14 protein-coding genes are annotated in these 16,732 nt (G+C 42.4%); 6 read left to right on the top strand and 8 right to left on the bottom strand.

Annotated features, from left to right (window positions below; all coding sequences use genetic code 11):
* Positions 1–2 precede the first annotated feature (2 nt).
* A complete protein-coding gene (locus JOC54_RS14100) occupies positions 3–1,811 on the top strand; it encodes a YhgE/Pip domain-containing protein (RefSeq protein WP_204466836.1) in 1,809 nt (602 codons plus the stop codon).
* A 35-nt stretch (positions 1,812–1,846) separates the two neighbouring features.
* On the opposite strand, the gene fbpA is transcribed toward JOC54_RS14100, so the two are convergent.
* The gene (gene fbpA, locus JOC54_RS14095; protein ID WP_157684233.1) at positions 1,847–2,011 is read right to left on the bottom strand and encodes a Fur-regulated basic protein FbpA; all 165 of its coding nucleotides are present in this window, start codon (positions 2,009–2,011) and stop codon (positions 1,847–1,849) included.
* A 265-nt stretch (positions 2,012–2,276) separates the two neighbouring features.
* Here fbpA and JOC54_RS14090 point away from each other — a divergent pair, with 265 nt between their 5' ends.
* The 3 genes from JOC54_RS14090 to JOC54_RS14080 all read left to right on the top strand — a co-directional run bounded on the left by JOC54_RS14090 (position 2,277) and on the right by JOC54_RS14080 (position 5,252).
* Positions 2,277–2,840 carry a methyltransferase family protein gene (locus tag JOC54_RS14090; protein WP_035419471.1) on the top strand — a complete coding sequence of 188 codons (564 nt, stop codon included), beginning with the start codon at positions 2,277–2,279 and terminating at the stop codon, positions 2,838–2,840.
* A gap of 24 nt (positions 2,841–2,864) precedes the next feature.
* On the top strand, positions 2,865–4,373 hold the full coding sequence (locus JOC54_RS14085) for a phytoene desaturase family protein (RefSeq protein WP_204466835.1): 1,509 nt from the start codon (positions 2,865–2,867) through the stop codon (positions 4,371–4,373).
* An 84-nt stretch (positions 4,374–4,457) separates the two neighbouring features.
* Positions 4,458–5,252 carry a DUF2785 domain-containing protein gene (locus JOC54_RS14080; RefSeq protein ID WP_204466834.1) on the top strand — a complete coding sequence of 265 codons (795 nt, stop codon included), beginning with the start codon at positions 4,458–4,460 and terminating at the stop codon, positions 5,250–5,252.
* 22 nt (positions 5,253–5,274) lie between these two features.
* Here the strand turns inward: JOC54_RS14080 and JOC54_RS14075 are convergent, their stop codons facing one another.
* The 7 genes from JOC54_RS14075 to JOC54_RS14045 all read right to left on the bottom strand — a co-directional run bounded on the left by JOC54_RS14075 (position 5,275) and on the right by JOC54_RS14045 (position 13,691).
* Positions 5,275–6,627, bottom strand: coding sequence for a catalase (locus JOC54_RS14075; RefSeq protein WP_204466917.1), 1,353 nt, complete (start codon positions 6,625–6,627; stop codon positions 5,275–5,277).
* Between the two features lie 530 nt (positions 6,628–7,157).
* The gene (locus JOC54_RS14070; protein WP_204466833.1) at positions 7,158–8,984 is read right to left on the bottom strand and encodes a M3 family metallopeptidase; all 1,827 of its coding nucleotides are present in this window, start codon (positions 8,982–8,984) and stop codon (positions 7,158–7,160) included.
* Between the two features lie 76 nt (positions 8,985–9,060).
* Positions 9,061–9,837, bottom strand: coding sequence for a CPBP family intramembrane glutamic endopeptidase (locus JOC54_RS14065; protein ID WP_204466832.1), 777 nt, complete (start codon positions 9,835–9,837; stop codon positions 9,061–9,063).
* A gap of 73 nt (positions 9,838–9,910) precedes the next feature.
* Positions 9,911–10,717 carry a MerR family transcriptional regulator gene (locus tag JOC54_RS14060; protein ID WP_204466831.1) on the bottom strand — a complete coding sequence of 269 codons (807 nt, stop codon included), beginning with the start codon at positions 10,715–10,717 and terminating at the stop codon, positions 9,911–9,913.
* Positions 10,718–10,744: 27 nt separating this feature from the next.
* Positions 10,745–11,158 carry a hypothetical protein gene (locus JOC54_RS14055; protein WP_204466830.1) on the bottom strand — a complete coding sequence of 138 codons (414 nt, stop codon included), beginning with the start codon at positions 11,156–11,158 and terminating at the stop codon, positions 10,745–10,747.
* A 100-nt stretch (positions 11,159–11,258) separates the two neighbouring features.
* Positions 11,259–12,317 carry a DUF871 domain-containing protein gene (locus JOC54_RS14050; protein WP_204466829.1) on the bottom strand — a complete coding sequence of 353 codons (1,059 nt, stop codon included), beginning with the start codon at positions 12,315–12,317 and terminating at the stop codon, positions 11,259–11,261.
* Between the two features lie 18 nt (positions 12,318–12,335).
* Complete coding sequence (locus JOC54_RS14045) at positions 12,336–13,691, bottom strand: PTS transporter subunit EIIC (protein WP_204466828.1); 1,356 nt, start codon at positions 13,689–13,691, stop codon at positions 12,336–12,338.
* A 228-nt stretch (positions 13,692–13,919) separates the two neighbouring features.
* Between JOC54_RS14045 and JOC54_RS23430 the strand changes: the two genes are divergently transcribed.
* Complete coding sequence (locus tag JOC54_RS23430) at positions 13,920–15,512, top strand: sigma-54-dependent Fis family transcriptional regulator (RefSeq protein WP_204466827.1); 1,593 nt, start codon at positions 13,920–13,922, stop codon at positions 15,510–15,512.
* A 215-nt stretch (positions 15,513–15,727) separates the two neighbouring features.
* Positions 15,728–16,720, top strand: coding sequence for a 2-keto-3-deoxygluconate permease (locus JOC54_RS14035; protein ID WP_204466826.1), 993 nt, complete (start codon positions 15,728–15,730; stop codon positions 16,718–16,720).
* Positions 16,721–16,732 lie beyond the last annotated feature (12 nt).

The following is a 16,732-nucleotide window of genomic DNA, read 5'->3' as shown; positions in this document are numbered from 1 at the left end:
CGATGTTGAAAAAAACGACGCTTCTAACGGCCGTATTCATTCTCACCACCCCAACGTTCTTTGGTCATCATGCATCAGCAGAACAAGACGGCGATGGTTCAATAAAATCCAAAGATGAAGTTGTTTATGCAAACTTGCTCGCCAGCGGAGCCATTAACGAGCTCTACATTGTTAATGCCCTAGACATTGAAGAAGAAGGACTAATTGTAGATTACGGTTCTTATGATCGATTAATTAACTTAACAAGTATGGCCGATATCAATCAAGACGGGGATGAGATACAATTCGAAGCTTCTGAAGGGATGTTTTATTACCAAGGAAACATCAATCAAGATCCGCAACTCCCTTGGAATTTTGACATGACTTACTTACTGGATGGCAATGAAGTAGAACCAGCAGACTTAATTGGCAGAAGCGGTTCGTTTGAATTAATTATCGACGTGACGCAAAACGATACAATGGAGCAAACATTCTCAGAGAATTATTTGCTCCAGCTCTCGCTCCCTCTACAAAGCGATAGATTTAAGCAAATTGAGGCCCCTGATGCAACGGTTGCCAATGCCGGTAAAAACAAACAAGTGGTTTACACCGTTATGCCTGATGAAGATGCTTCCCTTAAGCTAAGCGCAGATGTGACTGACTTTGAATTTGAGGGAATTGAAATATCTGCTCTACCTTCATCTTTCTCGGTTGATGCACCAGATACGGAACAGCTTACGGGAGAGATGGATTCCTTAACCGGCGCCATCTCTGACTTAACAAGCGGCCTTGGCGATGTGCGCAGTGGCTTATCTGACTTCACATCAGGCTTAAACCAGCTTGAGGATGGCTCGTCTTCCTTTCAGTCTGGCCTAAGCGAGACGGCAACAGCCGGCAGTGACCTTGTCTCTGCATCCGAATCCATTCAAGCAGGCTTAAACGAGCTAAATACGGCTCTACAAGATAACGATACCGATTTGAATATTGATTTTGGTGATGGTCTTTTTGACGCTCTTGACGGTTTTTCTGAAGGGTTAGGGGACATATCAACCGGAATATCGGAGCTTGGTGGTCACTATGAGCAAGCTTATCAAGCATTGGATGAAGCCATTACAGCGATCCCTGAAGGCGAATTGAGTGAGGAAGAAATTGGTGAGCTTTATGCCGCAAATCCTGAATCAGAAGCGCTTAACACACTCGTTGACTCCTATGTCGCTGCACAAACCGTTAAAGGAACGTACGAAAAAGTTCAGGAAGGTCTCGCTGCCGTAAAGCCTGCGCTTGATGATTTACGCGCAGGTGTCGATGAAGTGAGCGGTGGGTTTGATCAGTTTGCAGCCTCGCTCAATGAAGCGAAGGAATCACTCGATATTGGGGATGAATTTACGCAGCTGATTGATGGAGTTGATGAACTTGCGACCAATTATGGCTCATTCCATAGCGGACTTACAGAATACACAGGCGGCGTTAGTGAGCTATCAAGCTCGTACAGCAGCATTCATTCAGGCATTGGCGATTCAAAAGATGGCGCCACTGAACTTGACGGCGGCATGGGCGAGTTGCACTCAGGTATGCAAGAGCTAGAAGAAGCGACAGCTGGCATCCCTGAGCAAATGCAGGAAGAAATTGATGCGATGATTTCTCAGTATGATAAGTCCGATTATGAATCAAGCTCGTTTGTCACTGATGCGAACAACGACACGATTAACAGCGTCCAATTTGTCATCCAAACCGAGCGCCTTGCCCTACCTGAAGAAGAAGATACAGCTCAAACAGAGGAAGAAGAGCCTGGCTTATGGCAGCGCTTCTTGCAGCTGTTTAACTGGGCATAAGAAAAGATCCAAGCCGGATGGCTTGGATCTTTTTCTCATTGAATTGGTTTCTTTTCTTCGTCTAGCTGCTTAAATAACGAGACAATATCGGCATCCTTCAATTCATATAGTTGCGTGCCGCCCCATTTATAAATACCGTGCTCAATGAGCGCTCCAATCATTTGTTGACGCTTCATTTCTTGCACTTTCACTTTGTTCATCTATGTTGACCTCCAAAAAAGGTAAATTTCGCTCTCTTATCGTAGCAGGTTCACCCATACATTACAACAATTCGGATTAGAATACTTGGATTAAAACCTTTTTTACATGCTCCTAACAACCTTCTTCTATCGTTCACACTCTTATATACCCCTGCCACAAAAATATAATCCAATTCACCACCAATCTTTTTTCTTTTTAGTCGTAAATGAACAAACTTGGACATACATATAACTCAGCTCACTCTTTTAAGCAGGAGGTGCCCATTTGGGACTGACAGACGTTCTATTTATTAGTGCAACGCTCGTTTGGCTAAGTGAGTTTGTTTTGTTCAAAGGAAAACAGCAAGAGCAAACAACCGTGTCCTTGACGGAAAAGAAAAGTTTTATCGCCATTCTATTAACTATTCTTTTCTGCATTGGCCTATGCCTATTGTTTCAGCAGATGAATTGGACACGCATCAATCAACCGGCAATGATTTGGGTTGGTCTTACTGTTTACGGCTGTGGCATTGCCTTGCGCATTTGGTCGATGATTTTGCTACGTGGAGAGTTTACCCGAGATGTGCAAACATCAAAAACGATGGTCCTCGTCAGTGAGGGTCCATACAAGTACATGCGTCATCCTTTATACACCGGTCTGCTTTTATGTGTGCTCGGTATTTCCCTTTACACACAAACAGTTGCTGGAGTTGCACTATCCCTCTTCTTTATCACATATGTACTATCCATTCGTATTCGTTTAGAAGAACGAATGCTTGATACTGCGCTGGCAGGTGCGTATACGAACTGGAAAAAAAAGCGGTGGATTCTTATTCCATTTCTTTATTAATCCATACAGAAAAGGTGTGTTTACATGCAGAAGAAAAAAGTAGTCGTTGTTGGTGGTGGTCTTGGAGGATTATCTGCAGCCATTAGTTTAGCTGCAAATGGACATAACGTAACAGTTCTCGAAAAAAACGAACGCATTGGTGGAAAGTGCAACATCCGCAGCGGTGAAGGATACAGCTTTGACACGGGTCCATCGATCCTAACGATGCCGTGGGTACTTGATGCGCTCTTTAAACGTGCAGGTCGAGACGTTAATGAGTACATGACGATTCAGCGAGTTGAACCACAGTGGCGGACGTTTTTTGAAGATGGGACGACCATCGATTTAAAGGGTGACCTCCCAGAAATGCTCGAGGAAATTAAGCGCGTCTCACCTGCAGACGTCGCTCCCTTCATGAATTATTTAAACTACAGCGCGCAAATGTATGAGCTTTGCATGAAAAGCTTTTATAACAAAAGCATTTCCGGACTCAATGAGCTGCGAAAGCTTCACACGCTGCGCGAGCTGATGGCTTTTGATCCAATGAAAAGCTTAAACGAAGGTACAGAGAAATTTATCAAAGACCCGCACCTTCGCCAGATGCTGAATTTTCTAGTGATGTATGTCGGCTCCTCCCCTTATCAAGCACCAGCCGTTCTGTCCCAGCTCGCTCACGTGCAGTTTGGTATTGGGAATTACTATGTGAAAGGCGGGATGTACAACATTGTCCGCGGAATGGAAAAGCTACTAGGAGAGCTCGGCGTCATGATTCGCGTCAATACGGAAGTCAGGGGCATCATTCAAGAAGACTCCGATGCAAAAGGCGTCCGTCTTACAGGGGGCGAAGAACTTCGCTCAGATTTAGTTGTCTCAAACTTGGAAGCGATCCCGACGTACCGCACATTGCTAAAAGAACATCCCCAACATAAAGCACAGGAGAAGAAATTAGAGAAATACGAGCCAAGCGTATCTGGACTAGTAATTATGCTAGGAATTAAGCGAGAATACCCAGAGCTAGCTCATCATAATTTCTTTTTCTCAAAAGATCCTGAGCTGGAGTTCAAACAGATTTTTGAGGAAAAACGTCCTGCTGATGATCCAACGGTTTACATCGGTATCTCGTCAAAATCAGATCCCGAACAAGCACCTGAAGGAAAAGAAAATCACTTTGTTTTGACCCATGTACCTCCACTGAAAGAAGGAGAAAGCTGGGACCAGTACAAACAAAGCTATCGAGAAACCGTTCTCAGCAAGCTTGAGCGAAACGGCCTCACAAATATTCGAAACGAAATCGAGTTTGAATACACCTTTACGCCAGATGATCTTCGTTCACTATACGGAGCAAACGGCGGCTCCATTTACGGAGTAGTTGCCGACAAAAAGAAAAATGGCGGCTTTAAAATCCCCAGCAGAAGCGAGCTTATCTCGAATCTTTACTTTGTTGGCGGCTCCACACACCCAGGTGGCGGTGTTCCAATGGTGACCTTATCCGGTCAATTAACGGCTGATTTAATTAATGAAGATATAAGAAATCACGCACCACAGGTCGTTTAATTACGCTCACTTAAGCCTCTCCATGCTGGAGAGGCTTTTTATATGGTAGAATATTCTTATTACTTATTGGATAGGAGTAGATAAATGGACATACGATACATTCTTCAACAACAAGAGATCGACATAACAGATGGTTTAATAAAGCAAATGCTTGTCCACATTGGCTCAACTGACCCAGAGCTCAGAGACACGTTCATTTACACACGCTTTCAAGACTGGATTATCGCCAAACAGCTTTCACAAGAGCAACTTAATCTTGTCCTCGCCAGCTCGCTCAAAAACAGCCTTCATCGCCTTGGCGATAGCGAAAGCGACACGGTATTCTTACGCTCCTTTTCCGTGCTGCTCTGCGCCCTCGTTCTCGCCTATTCTCCTGTCACAAAAGATGTGTACATTCGTTCTTTTGATGTTGGAAGGACGTACATGGAAAAGGAACAGGATTTACGAGGTCATGTTGAGGAAAAAGGCTGGGCCCACGGCATTGCTCATGGGGCTGATTTATTGACCGTTCTTGCTTCACACCGCTTCTTCGAGCTCGATCAACTTGAATCGCTTCTAGTCAGTATAAAAACACCGCTACTTAAAGAAACGGTATTTATTGACGATGAACAAGAACGGCTAACAGCGCCTGTGTTGGCAATAATTGATCGCTTTGATCATGAAGTCTCATCAGGATTAACAAGCTGGATCCGCTCAATTGAGCACGATGTTCGTAAGCAGAAGGAAGAAGCACTCGACCTATCGTTTTTCCATAATCGTACGAACACCGTTCATTTCCTTATGGCATTGTATTTTGCTCTCCAAACACGCACAACTCCTTTTATTCAAGAATTTCAGGAGCTGCTCGAGCAGACAATTCAGTCGCTGCGACAATTATAAAAAAGCCGTTAGAAACGGCTTTTTAACGTACGGACCGCTGCACACGATCGCCCAACTCTGCAGAGCATTTGCTTAAATACATGAACACAACTGATTGAATGTCAGCCGAAACACTTTCTAAATCCTGAGCAAGATTCTCAACGAGATGCTGTTTCCCTTCAGACGAAAGTGCCTCATAAAACTGACCTGCCTGTGCAAAGTCGTCTTGTTTTGCTAAGTCAGAACGTTGCAGCTCCCCCTCAACATAACGACCGTCGCCACTCGTGACCAGATTTGCTGGCGTCCAGTCTTTCTGTTGATTCACCTCAACCTTCCTGAAATCAGGACCGATCCGACGTCGTTGAGAATCCCAATAGATATTTGCCCGCCCTTGAAGCATCTTATCATCTGAAAGCTCCGCACCGTCCAGTAAGTTAGAAGGAGAAAAAGCGATTTTCTCAACCTGTTCCATATAGTTATCAGGATTTTGATTAAGAACCATCCTTCCTACTGGGTGTAGTGGGTATTGCTGTTCGTCCCATACTTTCGTGTCATCTAGAGGATCAAACGGCAAGGAATTCGCATCAAGCGGGTCCATCACCTGCACGTACAAGCCGTACTGAACCGTCTTGCCTCCGTTAATTGTTTGAAACAAATCCTGACCAGCAATGTCTGGGTTCTCCCCTGCTAACTTTGCTGCTTCTTTTCCTGTTATATACTGCTCCCCAGCAAGGGGGACCCAGCGGTATTTAATGTAGTGCCGCTTCCCTTCCGCATTTCGCCAAACGTACGTATTGACGCTGTGTCCTGGAATATGACGCAGGCTTTTTATCGTCCCATTATCTGAATAAAGTCTAACGACAAAGTGCATCGATTCCGGCGCTCGGCTTACAAAACTCCAAAACCGGTCGGGGTCGATTAAATTGTTTTTCGGTGAGGGCAGAAACGCCTTAATGGATTCAGGAAAACGAATCGCATCCCGGACTGAAAAAACGGGAATGTGGTTACATATCAAATCAAAGATGCCCTCGTCAGTATAAAACTTCGTCGAAAATCCCCGCACATTACGCGAAGTATCAGGAGTTCCCTTCGTACTGACTGCAAGAGAAAACCGCACAGCAACTGGTACCTGCTGCCCTGGTGACTGTAAAAACGCCAGCTTTGTATACTCACCCATTCCATACAGCGTCTCAAAGTAGCCAAACGCTCCAAAACCCTTTACATGAACAGGACGCTCAATAATCTTCTCATGGACAAACGTCTCTAACGTTTCATGAAGCACATTATCCTGCTCTAGCACTGGTCCCCGCTTTCCCACTGTTTGCGAGTGCAGCTCCGCAGGTTCATCGCTTACCCATTTTGTTAAGTCGCGGTTTTGTTGTGCATCATGCTGCATAGAATTCGTGCTTGGGCTCGTAGTAGAATGAGGATGCTGTACCCTGTTACTTGGATTTGACGGCTTTTTTCCACTAGCTGAAGCCTTCTCTGTTCTTGTCGTCCCTCGAACAGGTGGTTTACTAATGAGTGGCTTCGAATTTCCTAGATCAAACCATCCGCTCTTGTTCTCGTCCATGCCGATCCCTCCATTAACGCTTAATCACACTAGTTTATGAACGGAGTGAGCGGAATTATGACTGGCTCCTTTGCATGTTAAAAGGATTTTCTCTACAGATGGGGAATATACATCTATCAATTAGAAAGCAGGTGCTCTCTTGAAAACAGCCTCTCTCTTTATACTGATTCTTATGGCTTCTGTACTATTTGTTTTCTTACTAGCTTTACTTTTTCAAAGCGAGGATTTCCTTTTACCAGTCCTTATTGTCTTACTCCTTCATAGCTCAGCCATCATTACATTTTTCATGACGAGGACAACAAAAAAAGCATGAGTACTCATGCTTTTTTTGGTCGAATAAGTGCTGGATGTCTTTAAAAGCTCTGCTCTAACTCAGCAACAATGGTCCCAACGTGGGCGATGGCGTCTTTAATGACACGCATTGATGACAGATCAAGACCTGCAAGCTTGTACAAATCAAGTCCGCTCAGCGTACCGCCTCGCTTCAATACTTCCGTCCATTGCTCACCCGCAGAAATCCCCACTTCTTCAATGCGGTTTGCCATTACGGTTGAAGCTGAAGTTCCGACTGAATAAGTAAAAGGATACACATTCATGTAGTAATGCGGCTGACGCATCCAGGTCAGCTTTGCTCCTTCATCAATTACAACCGTATCACCCCAGAATTGAGATAGAATCTCGCCTTTTGTATCGCTTATTACAGCCGTCGTTAACGGAATTTGCTCGTCTGCCATCGTGTAAAGCCGTCTAAGTAATTCAGCCTCGAGCACGTGCGTCACACAGTTATGATGGTAACTCATCATTTGGTACATATTTAACCAACGATGCAGCCTCTGATCTTCTCTATTTTCACGCAAATATCGGACGATTAAATGCTCTACTAGCGTCGATGGCGCTTCAATAAAGAGCAAAGACTGACTGTTATTGATTATTTTTTGATTATCATTTGAGAGGTTTAAGTGAACTGCATGACCGAGCTCATGGCCAAGCAGAATTAAATCAAACAGTTTTCCTCCCCACGGATAGAAGGAATAGCCGTGCACACCATGAACCGCGCCACCAAAAGCAATCATCCGCCTGCCCACATTATCTCCTCTGTAAACCCAGCGCTCGCTGAATGCTTTCCGCATTAGCTCTTGGTATTCCGCTCCAAGTACGGCAACGGCTTCAACGATAATTTCGCCCGCTTCGGCAAACGTAATGGATGGATCATATGTCGGATCAAGCGGTGCCTTTACATCTGAGAAAAGCAGCTGATCTAAGCCCAGTTCTTTTTTTCGTAACCTGGCATAGCGCTGCATATGAGGGGCCAATTCCTGCTGGAACGTATCCAGCACGCTTTCAAAATAGTGTTTTGAAACACCATCCCCTTCATAAAAGCTTCCACTGGCCGGAGAGTTGTAATGAAGTAAATAATCCAGCGTAGAGGGGTAATCCCTTAATTTCGCAATGGTACTCTGCTTCTGAATTTCACTTGCAAGCGTCTGCGCCATTCCATGTTGGTAGTTATTCAGCCCTGCTGATAAGGATTTGTAAGCATTGCGTCTAAGCGTTGTATCTGGTGACGTCTCTACTTGCGTCATATAAGTAAACAAGGAAACAGGAACGAGTTTTCCATCTTGATCATGAACCGGCTCAAACGTTAAATCAGACGAGGTTACGCTTAAATAAACGGCATTTGGTGTGTTTAAAGCAGGACTCAAAGCCGAGAGCATGTCCTCCATTTTCGGCTCAAGTGTGTGGGTTCGAATCGCATCTACTTTCTCTAAAAAACGGGCATAGGTACTAAGTTCATTTTTTTCGGCGATGTATGCTTGAACGGTTTCTTTGGGAAGAGCCAGTAGCGCATTCACAACAGCAGTACTAATCGACGCACATGATTTTCCAAGAGACTGCGCTCTGCCTAACCGATGCTGATTGATCGCATCTGTTCCGTCCTCTGAATAAAGATAGAATGCGTAGCTGGAAACGCGGCTATAATCGCCCACAAGCTGGTCATACGTTTGGAGCAAGGTAAGCGTATGTTCAGCGCTATCAAGAAGCACTTCCTTATTGAAAAAAGTCTCACAGCTCTGCTTAACGTATAAAAAGGCTTTCTCCCATTGTTCTTCTGAAGCAAAGATTGCTGTTAAATCCCACGTTTCTTCTGCTGGTACGTCTTGGCGCATAATCGTCTTCATTCAAAGCACCCCTTGTGTTTTTATGCCTTAATATTATGACAATAGCATAGAATTAAGCAGGAGGAAATTGGTTACTTTATTTTAATAAGCACTTTTTATAGTTAACAAGAACAAATAGTACAGCTGTTACAACATAAAGAACCGAAGTTACCGTCAAGATAGGAAGAATATCACCAATCTGAATCGCTAAGGAAAAATTAAAGAGTTGGTGAATGAGAATAGGAACAGTTAAATTATTACTTAAGTTGTAACACGCCGTTATTATAATTGATACGGCTATAATTCCACTTAAAAAGGAAAGACAATATTGCATTAATGCCATTCCACTGTAACCAGACATAAACCATAGTGGCGTATGCCAAAACCCCCAAACAATACCAATAAGCAGTGCTGACATTAAAGGACTATGTTTCTTTTGCAGCTCGTTTAAAACAAAACCACGCCAACCAATTTCTTCACCTAATGGACCTAAAATTAGATTGTAGGCAAATAAAAGGAGCAGTGCTGGTCCAGAACTTACAACTTGCTCATAAATCGGTACATCCCATATTAAATACACACTTACTAGAACGCCGATTAATAAACTACTTTGAATTCCAATGATTATTAGAATAAGAGAAAGGCGTACTCTATTTTTAAATAAACTTTTTAAGAAGACCAAAAACTTAGTGTTTGGATAAATTCTGCGAAACATCATAATAAAAACGAATGTAGCTGACCAAGATGAGAGAACAATCCCAATTTCGATTAACCACGGAGTATCTGCTACAAGCATTGTCACTCCAATAGCAAGCAAAAACAAATACAGCGTCACATAGGTCCAAATAAAATAAATCACGATGTTTTTCTTCAACTAACCCCACCATCCTTCTAAACCAATGGTTTTACAGTAAACGATGGTGTTACACCCGGGTCAATTATTTTTTTTATGAAATCTCTTCAATTGGGACATACACTTCTAAAAAAGATCTTTCTTTTTTATCCATATACGTTATTAAACGAGTTATCACAAACGCCGATCCTTTTGGTTTAAATCCCTTTTTTTTGCCCCATGCCAAAGCCGCTTTAAACACAGTTTGCTCCTTATCCTTTTCTGTATCCACATTGCTGCTGTCGTCAACAATTGTATACATACAGGGAAATCGTTGTTCAAGTACTTCTCCACTCAATTGATCTGCCCCATGCTCTTTCATCAGATACATCTTTGAATCTGTAATTTTATCATCCGTAAATGTATAAACTCTTACCATCCGACTTAGAAGATCATCTCGATTATGATTTATTTTTTCTAGAATACTTGGGTACTCCAGAAAAGCATTAAAATCAGAAAACGCTTGAACGTTCTGAAAAGCTGGCAGTTGCCTAAGTGAAAATCTGTTTAAGTTGTTATCGACACGCTCACAGAACAGCTTTGATGCTTTAATTTTTTCAAGCATGTGCATCTGATTAATAATCTCCTCCTCTAACTCATCGCTTTTCTGCTGAAATAATATGGCTAATTCTTTTATCGTTGTTCCTGATTGTACCTCTTTCACTTCTTTAACCGTCACGTTTCTTTTCTTATAGAAATCGACAACCATTAACGTATATAAATCACCTTCATTAAATTGTCTGTATTGATTTAGAGCATTTTTTTGTGGATTAATTACCCCTACATTTTCATAGTAACGGAGTGCATCTCTCGACAAACCGAGTATCTCTAATAGCTGACTTGTTTGAAACGTATTCTTCAATTTAAAGCAATAGCTCCTTTCTTATCATCAATAATAGGCTATATCTTTCTCATTCATTCCAATCTCCAAAAGACTCCAATTCGTTCGAATCAAATAACCATCATAAATGATTTGCATCTGCTCTTCTCCATAATAAACGATTTCTTCCGTTATATCGTTCGGATAGGTAAGAATCATTTTTTGATTACCGGGGTCAGCAAAACTCATCTCTGCCGTGCTTTGGCGTGGACAGCGGTTGATGCTGCGGACCATCTTGTTCAACTGATCCTCATCCGTAATTAATACAGAACCATCATCTCCATGCACCGTAATCGAGTCTATTTGAGCCTCAACAAGAGACGACCTTAAGAAGTTGTTACATGAGTTAATAAAGAAGTAACTAGACACTAGAATACCCGTAACAATTGTCGGCAATAGCACCCAGAAAAGTCCTTTTAACACGTCATCCTCTCCACTTCTGCAAAACGTTATCGGTTTACTTCGTGTTTGCTCTCCTACAATCCTCTATTGACTCAAAAAGAAGCAGAATTCTCTGCTTCTCCTACACCCATTTAAACATCCACTTCTGCCCACCTTCTATATAAGGAAGCAACGCTAAATCATCCTCCACTACATGGCCAACAACATTTACTTTCTCATCAGCTGGCAGGTCTGTTTTTGTTATCTGCACCTCTCCTTGATAACGGCCGTAGCGATTGTTATCGATCGTAACCGTTCCTATTGGACGAGCTGCCGTATGAAGTGGAATCACATCGACTGAACGAGTTAAATTAAGCGATCTTGATTTTGCCGACCTTAATACATCTCGTGCTACGTCATTCCGGTTCCAATGGATTTCGGGAATCTCCTCGTTGTAATTCATTGCTTTCGCCCGCAATACAATGACGTCTTCTTCCGCATAAAGCCGGAACTGTTCCAAACTTTCAGCTGATAAGCCAATGTCCCCGATAATAACGGTATCAACAGACTCACCTTTGAACAGATCTATAAAGGCAGCAAATGGAGACCAATCCCGATGATCCTCTAACGTTGGTAACTGTTTGAATAGTGGTCCTCTTGGGTTGTCTCCTGGAACAAAAGCCATTACTGAAAATCCTTTTTCTCGAAAGAGCTTATTTGCCTGTTGAAACGTAGCTCGGCCAAGCCCCGTCTCCGGTCTTGGATAGAAATTATGACCAACTTCTAGATGATTTTGGTTTACTCCTGCTTCAAGCAAGGTCTGTATGTCCTCTTCATGTAGCGTACTTGCATTTAAAATAACGGTCATCTTTGTTGAAATAGTAGCAACTACTTCGGGGGAGAAGCCATAATCGATTCGCAGCCCCGTCACACCCCAATCCAGCAACTCTATGATCTCATCTTCATCAATCATTAAATACTTGAGCGATTGAGGTGACACATCGCATATAAGCTCCATTTGCTGCTGCTTGGCAAAACGCGCTACTTCTTTTAAACGACCTGCATAAAGAGATGCATCCTCTTCAGGAATATGCAGAGAAGTGAACAGCAAAGTAAAACCATTTTCATAGACTGTCTGCAAATAGTCTCTCTGCTCTTTAAATGATTGATTCAGATAAACCGATACACCTAGCTTCACCATATAAACCCCACCATCTTTTTAAATATCCTTTGCCATCTCATCTTTAAAACCAAATAGATACGTAAAGATAAAACCAAATAAGTAGGCGAGACCGATACCAATCAAATAGTTCAGGTATTTGCCTTCTGCAATGAGCGGTGTTAGAGATAAACCGGAAACTCCAATGCCAAGAGCACCTGTTGAAAACATCGCCTGCACGGCTCCACCAATTGCTGCACCCATACTCGCTGTAATAAACGGACGACCTAGCGGGAGCGTCACACCATACAACAACGGTTCACCAATACCGAGAAAGCCAACGGGAAGGCCACCTTTTATAATGTTGCGTAGACGCTGATTCCGTGTTTTTGTAAATATGGCAATGGCTGCACCGACCTGACCTGCTCCTGCCATTGCGAGAATTGGCAGCAAGGTTGTGAAATCAAATGCATTTATTAACTCCGCATGAATAGGTGTTAATCCGTGGTGCAGACCGACCATGACGAGCGGTAAGAAGAATCCTGCCATCAATGCACCCGCAAGCGGACCGCCAAAGCTCAATACAGCGTTAATCCCTGATGTAATTCCTTCTGCAAGTACACCAGCAACAGGCATAATGGCATAAATCGATAGGACGCCTACAATTAGAACGGTAAACAGTGATGTAAAGATAATATCAACCGATCGCGGAATAATCTTTCGAATATGACGCTCAAAAAAGACCATCAGCCAGGCTGCAAAGATAACACCGAATAAACCACCCCGTCCTGGCTGTAAGGCTTCACCAAAAATCGTCACTTGCTCAAGTGCGGGGTTAAAGATAAACATCCCGGCTATCGCGCCTAGTACCGGCGTACCGCCAAATTCTTTTGCCGTATTCCATCCGACCATGATTGCTAAGTACGTAAATAATCCGCCGCCAAGAATGGTCATCAGCTGGAGCCAAGTATGATCTTCTGCCTGCACACCCGTATTTATAATGAATTGAGCAACCCCGTTAATAATTCCAGATGCGACAAGACCCGGAATTAAGGGAATGAAGATGTTTCCAATTCTGCGTAAAAACTGTTTAACAGGCGTTTTGTTTTTTCGCTTGCGCTCGTCCCGGTCTGCCGCAGCTGTCTCTTCAAATGAGCTGCTTTCTTGCGAACCAATCATCCCTCTTATTTCCGCTGTAACGGCATTAACTGTGCCTGGTCCGACAACAATTTGCCACGTATCATCTGCTACAACGCCCATTACTCCATCAATTTTCTTGAGCTTTTCTTGATTAACAAGACCGTCATTTTTTGCAGCAATTCGAACGCGGGTCATACAGTTTGTTAGTTTGAGAATATTCTTTTTTCCACCGATATGCTTAATAATGTCAGAAGCCATTTGTTGATCTTTGTTCACCCATATCGCCCTCTTTCTTTTTCAAGTTTTCCACCTATCAAAATTTGAATTATTCCTACAATGATAAGTATATTACCCTCTTTTTAAAATATTTAGTCAATATTTTATTTTCATATCAGTTATTAAATTTCATTTAGATCGGCCTCTATTCGATTATGTCCAATAGATTGTTTTCACCTCTCGAAAGTGGTACTGTCAAAGTGAAAAGTAACGTATGGAGGGTAACAGGTGAAGAAAATAAAAGTAACCATTATCGCACCTTATGAAGGGCTAGTTGAAATAACGAAAAGGATTAGTCCAGAATTTCACAAGCTTTCTATTGATGTTCATGTTGCCGATTTACAAGATTCGGTTCCTCTTTTAACATCAGGGATTGAAGCAGATACAGACCTGTTTATAAGCCGTGGTGGTACGGCTAATGTGATCCGTACTTATACGACCAAACCAGTTATTGAAATTCCCATATCCGGTTACGATATTTTACGAATGATTTTGCTTTTTCAGGCCGAGTCCGATCACACGGAAATTATTGCATTTGAGAACATCTCACATAACTTCAACAAAATATCAGAGCTCATTCAGACAACCATTCCCATTACAGCCGTTACGTCAGCTGAGCAGGTAGAGCCGGCCATTCTTCAGGCAAAGTCAATTGGACGTAGAATTATCGTCGGAGACGTCATCACAATAAATCTTGCAAAAAAACATGGCCTCGATGGAATCTTAATTACCTCTGGTGAAGAATCTGTTCACACGGCACTTGAGCAAGCTGATTTACTTGGAGCCTCCATGATTCAAAAAGACAGCAACGAGGCGTTATTACAACGTGCTTTTGAGCAATCAAATGAAATGTTCTTCATTATGAACCGGAATGGACATGTCTTAAAGAAAAGCCCGCACTTTATCCATACATATGATCAAACAACGCTTGAACGGTTTATTCGTAAAGCAAAAGCCTTGCTGAAGCAGGAAATTAGCTCGACTGTTATACTCTCAAAAGATGCATATATCCAGCTTCAAATTAAACCATTCACGCACGAAAACGAAAAAATGATTTATGTCTCCATCCTCAAGACCAATCAATCCAATCCATTAAAAATCGGCCAGATCCAAACAAAACACCTCAGCTTATCGTTTGTACTCGGACGAAACGAGCCCTTAATTCAATCGTTTAATGAAGCGACAAACTATAAAGGAATTCTTATTAATGGACTGGAAGGATCAGGGGAAGAGGTTCTAGCAAAAGCACTATTACCTAAACACGCGCAAGTAATTGATGCCCTAAACCTGCTTGAACATTCACCGATTGACTATTCGACCATTCCGCTATTCATTAGGAATATAGATGCTCTTGCAGAAACAGAACAGACTCACGTATTGCAAACAATAGAGGCTTTTTCAGAGCCTGTAGTTATTCATAGTAAATTTCTTCTGACAACTGATGATCAACTCTATCCCATTCAACTTCCCTCTTTGATTGAGCGCGAGAAAGAATGGGATCAATTTGTCAGGAAATTGATTGGCGAAGCGAACCAATTGTACGGAAAGCAAGTGATTGGCTACCGAGGTGAATTACCTGAAATCGCATTAAAGCGGTACGAATGGCTAATAGAATATGTATTTTCTCTAGTGAAATCATCGATCCAGCCACATATTACGTTATCTGAAACGAGCAACCACTTTATTTCCCTTCATAAATCGCTTGAAGAAATTGAAAAAGACATAATTAAACATGTTCTTGCTGAAGAAGACTTTAATCAATCTAAAGCGGCGGAACGCTTACAGATTAATCGAACAACCCTCTGGAGGAAATTAAAATAAAGATTTAGCTCCTGCCGCATTACCTAATTTAATCTTGGTAATACTACAGATAATTTAAAAGAATAAAACCAGCTAATAACGTTGCATTATGCAACGTTATTTTTAGTATTACTTGTTTTTTTAAAAAGAAAGCGTATTATTCGTTTTGTAAGCGATATTATTTTATACCCTATTTATTTTAGTGTTGAAAAATGAAACAGAGAGAAGGTATACTCATGAAGTTAAAACAATCAGTAGAAAAGATTCCAGGCGGGATGATGGTTGTCCCCTTACTAATTGGTGCCTTGATAAATACAATAGCACCGGACATGCTGCGAATTGGAAACTTTACGCAAGCACTCTTCGTTGATGGAGCCACAACGTTAATTGCACTATTCTTATTGTGCGCAGGTTCCCAGATTAATGTTCGAAGCTTTGGCGTTTCTTTTGGTAAAGGTGCTACGTTACTCATGGTGAAATGGATTTTTGGAGGAGCCGTTGGTGCTATCATCTATCTATTAGCCGGTGGACCAGAAGGGTTATTCCTTGGTTTAGCACCTATTGCTGTTATCGCGGCAATGACCAATTCAAATGGTGGACTTTATGTAGCGCTAGCAGGGCAGTACGGTAAAGGCGAAGATAAAGCAGCCTATTCAGTACTTGCCATGAACGACGGTCCTTTATTTACAATGCTAACGCTCTCTTTAGTCGGTGCAATGGGCGTTCAAAGTGGTTATTTCTCAATTACAGCATTTATTGGTGTTCTTCTCCCAATTGTCATTGGATTTATCCTCGGTAACATCGATGAAGACATGCGCACATTTCTTGGCAAAGGAAGCGACATGCTCATTCCATTCTTCGCCTTTGCACTTGGAATGAATATTAGTTTTGCATCTATTATCGAAGGCGGCTTACCAGGTATTGTTCTTGGTGTGATGGTTGTATTCGTTACTGGAATCACCGGTTACTGGATCTTTAAATTGTTTAAATGGAATCCCCTCGTTGGTGCAGCTGAAGGATCAACTGCAGGGAATGCGGTTGCTACACCAGCAGCAATTGCAGCAGCAAGCTCAGCTTTTGCCTACAATGTTGAACTTGCGACTGTCCAAGTTGCAGCAAGTGTTGTAACAACAGCAATCTTGCTTCCAATCTTCGTCGGTTTTCTAGCTAAACGACTTGAGAAGAAAGGGCAGCTGCCTGAGGAAGCAAAGCAACAAACGGAAATGTAAGGAGAATGTATG

Source organism: Shouchella xiaoxiensis (genome assembly GCF_016907895.1).
GTDB lineage: Bacteria > Bacillota > Bacilli > Bacillales > Bacillaceae_D > Shouchella > Shouchella xiaoxiensis.
The sequence above is the reverse complement of the archived record's forward strand: the minus strand, read 5'-3'. Positions and strand labels throughout refer to the sequence as shown.

What these genes read in the sequence shown, in the direction of transcription:
- JOC54_RS14075 (WP_204466917.1), bottom strand. Translation starts at nt 6,627, where the DNA reads ATGCAGCATGATGCACAACAAAACCGCGACTTAACAAAATGGGTAAGC.
- JOC54_RS14080 (WP_204466834.1), top strand. Translation starts at nt 4,458, where the DNA reads ATGGACATACGATACATTCTTCAACAACAAGAGATCGACATAACAGAT.
- JOC54_RS14070 (WP_204466833.1), bottom strand. Translation starts at nt 8,984, where the DNA reads ATGAAGACGATTATGCGCCAAGACGTACCAGCAGAAGAAACGTGGGAT.
- fbpA (WP_157684233.1), bottom strand. Translation starts at nt 2,011, where the DNA reads ATGAACAAAGTGAAAGTGCAAGAAATGAAGCGTCAACAAATGATTGGA.
- JOC54_RS14085 (WP_204466835.1), top strand. Translation starts at nt 2,865, where the DNA reads ATGCAGAAGAAAAAAGTAGTCGTTGTTGGTGGTGGTCTTGGAGGATTA.
- JOC54_RS14100 (WP_204466836.1), top strand. Translation starts at nt 3, where the DNA reads ATGTTGAAAAAAACGACGCTTCTAACGGCCGTATTCATTCTCACCACC.
- JOC54_RS14050 (WP_204466829.1), bottom strand. Translation starts at nt 12,317, where the DNA reads ATGGTGAAGCTAGGTGTATCGGTTTATCTGAATCAATCATTTAAAGAG.
- JOC54_RS14035 (WP_204466826.1), top strand. Translation starts at nt 15,728, where the DNA reads ATGAAGTTAAAACAATCAGTAGAAAAGATTCCAGGCGGGATGATGGTT.